The sequence below is a fragment of the Candidatus Sordicultor fermentans genome (assembly GCF_012728195.1).
Classification (GTDB): domain Bacteria; phylum Atribacterota; class Atribacteria; order Atribacterales; family Caldatribacteriaceae; genus Sordicultor; species Sordicultor fermentans.
Genome location: NZ_JAAYFP010000157.1, coordinates 1 through 3942, shown reverse-complemented (window position 1 = coordinate 3942; position 3942 = coordinate 1). Strand labels below are relative to the sequence as shown.

Annotated in this window: 2 protein-coding genes and 1 pseudogene; all 3 read right to left on the bottom strand. The window is 41.1% G+C overall.

The features are described 5' to 3' along the window. Positions 1 to 1633, bottom strand: a pseudogene (locus GXZ17_RS08060) (hypothetical protein); the annotation flags it as partial. Positions 1634 to 2065: 432 nt separating this feature from the next. Beyond that, entirely contained in the window at positions 2066 to 3103 is a 1038-nt protein-coding gene (locus GXZ17_RS08055) for an alcohol dehydrogenase catalytic domain-containing protein (protein WP_409376779.1), read from the bottom strand. Between the two features lie 9 nt (positions 3104 to 3112). Further along, positions 3113 to 3942, bottom strand: an 830-nt coding sequence (locus GXZ17_RS08050) for a M55 family metallopeptidase (RefSeq protein WP_409376778.1), incomplete at its 5' end; no start/stop codon positions are given.

Here is a 3942-nt window from a genome sequence, read left to right as displayed (position 1 = left end):
TATCAAACAACCCGGTAATAGAACCATCTTTATCAACTTCTAATCTATAAAAAGGGCTTTCAAATACCTGTTTGCTCTCTAAGTTGGTGCTTTTTATGACTTCATCTCCATCGCTAAATTTATAATAAAAAACCTGGTAGCCCAGAGAAGGTAAGGAATCGGCATAGAAAGTCAAATATTTGTTTCCGTTTTCTTCCTCAATTCTAGAGGAGATTTTTCTTCCCCTAGAATTGAATACCTCTACCGGACCTGCTTCCCACTTGAAGTGCAAGATATCCTTCCTCTCCCAAGACAGGGGATTAAATACTACAATGGCACCATCACCAAATCCTTGAGTTTTTACTTTAGTAGCAATGAACTTTAATGCATCATTGGTAACATTCTCGGCAAAACCTATCACCTCATTTAATTGGTCCTGGGCATCTTTATAAACAGGTACTATCGCACTTCCAGGTAAAATGTCGTGAAAATGGTTGAAACATACCAATTTCCATGCCTGATTAAAGTTACTCAATTTGACTCCTTCGACCCAGCCTGCCTCGGGTTTATCGAATAAGTCTGTATCCGGATAACCATGGCCCAGCATCCGGGCAAAGGAGGAATAAATTTCAGAGATTATCAGCATATTTTCTGCTTTTCTAACCATCTTTTTGATGATGCCTTTAGAGGTATATGTCCCCCGGTGCGTTTCCACATATAGCTCATCATCCCACACCGGTATTAAGCTGGTGTCATAATTTTTCTCCAGAACGTCAAAAAAGTCATTTGCTGTAGAAATAAAGTAACCGTGTTTTCCCGCTAAAGCCATGGCCGCTTTTATTTCCTCTTCGGTGGGACCTTCTCCATGGTCACCTTTCCCCACCAGAATAGCCATATCGTTTATGTATTTATCATCAAAATACTTAGCTATGTCCACACTATTTCTGGTATTAAATATTTCATTTTGGTGCTCTGGTAATAATAACCTGGCTTTATTAAAATCAAATTCCTTTTTAAGTTGAGAATCTTCAAGATTAACCGGATCTTGATTGCATCCCAGGGGAGTTTGATAAGAAAGAAGCTCCGATCCATCGGGGCTTCTCCATTTGAAAACATAAAAAGGAAAATGTGCTTTATCAGTATCTGATATCCACATGAGCTTTGTAGTAGTGAAATACTCCGCGCCACTCTTTTTATATATCTGAGGTAAAGAGTGGGGAAAACCAAAACTATCCGGTATCCAGACCACTTTATAATAGGGTAAATCTCCAAACGTCTTCCTGAACCATCTAACTCCATACAGACGTTGCCTTACTAGACCCTCTCCTGAAGCATTATTCAAGTCTGGCTCTATCCAGTTGCCATCTACCGGTATTAATTGACCCTGTGCTACCTTTTCCACTATTTGATTAAATATGCCTTCATCAAAAATTTCTCCCTGTGCTAGGGGGATAGCGTATTTACCAATTATCTTCATCCATTCATAGAATTGAGGGGAACTATAATGAAATTTATATTGAGCGTATTGATTCATAAATTTTATATTGTGATTTAACGTTTTATCTACTACCCATACTGTTTCTGGCCACTGCCAGAGCCACGCAGCGTCAGTGTGAGACTGCATCCACAAATATTTATTCCCTAATTCTGCCATTTTATTTCCTCCTTGAAAGCTTTCATTTCTCCTCTTTTTAGTTCTTGGATCTCCAGTAGAGCAATGTCTTATTACTCCCTTCGTCACCCCAGCAACTTTCGAGCCGTTTTTAGCCTGCCCCTGAATGTATTTATCAGGGGTCTATATTATTTACTAAGAACAAGAACATCTGGATTCCCGATTACTGATTTCGGGAATGATGGAGGATAACAATAAGGGGGTGAACCCCCTTTATAACCCCCAAAAAAACTTAAAAACCCAAGATTACTGAGGGGAGAAAAAGCCTCCCTCAGTGGATTCCCGATAAAAGGGCTCGGGAATGACAAGTAAGATAGGACAAAACTCGAGATCACCACGTAAATGAAACTACGAGTTCTCAATAACCATATTCAAAACAAATATTACCGTAAGTTTTGCAGTCAGCTATACTCCTCAAGGAAGAAAAACAATTTTCCCTCCTTCTCCTTTTGCTGCCTTTTCAAAAGCTATTTCATAATCCTCTAAGGAAAAACGGTGAGTTATGACCGGGTCTACTTTCATTTTCCCCTCTACCAGTAATTTTTCTGTTTTTTCCCAGGTATCCCAGATTTCTCTTCCAAAGAAACCATAAATCTCTGCTTCTTTAAATACTATATCTGGAGACACTCTCACTTCTAAGGGGTTAGTAGATTGACCCAGGATGAGAAGCTTGCCCCCTACCCGGAGATAATCCAGCGCCTCACGCAGAGCTGAAACGTTTCCTGAAGCCTCAATCACCACTCCCGGTCCTTTTCCCCAGTCTTGGGTTAACTCTTTTATTCTCTCTTTAACCTTTTCCTTCTCAGGGTTCAAGAGGTAGTGAGCACCCATAGCTTCAGCAATTTTCAGCCTCTCTTCATTCACATCCACAGCGATAATTTGACCCGCCCCCATTACATGAGAAAAGCCTATAGCAAATTGACCAATAGGGCCACACCCCACCACCACTACCGCTTCTTTTTCTACTTTTCCTTTTTCTACTGCCCGGTAAGGTATCCCCATAGGCTCCAGCATGCAGCCTTCTTCAAAAGTAAGAGAGGAAGGGATTTTTCTGGTAGATACCTCGGGAATAACCGCATATTCAGCAAAGCACCCGTTGATATTATGACCGAAAAGCTTCATATTTTCACAGGTATGAGGTCTACCATGAGTGCACTGCCAGCACTGACCACAGGGAATATGAGTCTCTGAAGCCACCTTATCTCCCAATCGAATACTTTTCACTCCTTCTCCCACTTCCACCACTTCTCCTGCACACTCATGCCCGGGAATAAAAGGGAGAGAATGAATTATACTTTGAGCGAAAGAATCCCATTTATATATTTTTATATCTGAGCCACAGATAGCCGCTGCTTTAATTTCTACTAAGACTTCTCCCTTCTCTGGCCGGGGAACTTCCATCTCTTTCAATTCCAATCCTTTTTCTTTCCTGATTTTAACAATAGCTTTCATGTTCATTCCTCAATCATATTTCTGGTAAAACCCGATAAAGCTCTCCCACAAAAGAGGAAGATTTTCCCCTTCCACCCGGACTTTTACCTCATTAATCTTTTGTAAACCCGGAAATCCTTCCATCTTCTGTGCTCCCTCTTTTTCGAAAAACTCCACTTCTATAGAATAAGGAGGGTCTATTCGAAAAGGTGAGAATCGATTAATATTTTCCGTTGCTTTTTTAGCTTTTTCTTTTATTTCTTTTCTGGTTAACTCCAGAGGTAAACACAGAGCGCTATGCTCATTTATAGCGTATTTTACCGTTGCCGTTTCTATTTCTCCCAGAAGATTTTCAGCCTCTTTTACTCCTTCTGAATCTCCAGTAACTAAAATCAGTGGCACATGATAATAACCGGCCATTGCTGCTTCCATGCCTATCTCTCCCACCAGAATTCCGTTCAAATAGATGGCCTTCATAGAATGGTCATAAGAATGGGTCAACAACCCTCCTGGAGCTTGAGCCATGGCATGAAACCCCACCATCATTACTCCCTTTATTTTCTGGTAGAGCTCAGGAAAAAAGGGGTAAATTTTGCGTGGTTTTCCCATCACCACCTTAGCCCGGGGATGAATTTCCTCCAGGTTCAAGTTTAAACCAGAATAGTGCATATCAAAAATTATAACTTCATCCGCTCCCCCTTCTATTGCTCCTTCCACCGCTCCACCTACATCAGAAATAAGGTAGTTTCTTGCTTCATGGTAAAGAGAAGCACCGGGCTTAGCCTGCTGCTCATTATCCACCACTCCCGAGGCCCCTTCCAGGTCAGCAATTAAAAGAATTTTCACGAGATTAACCTCCT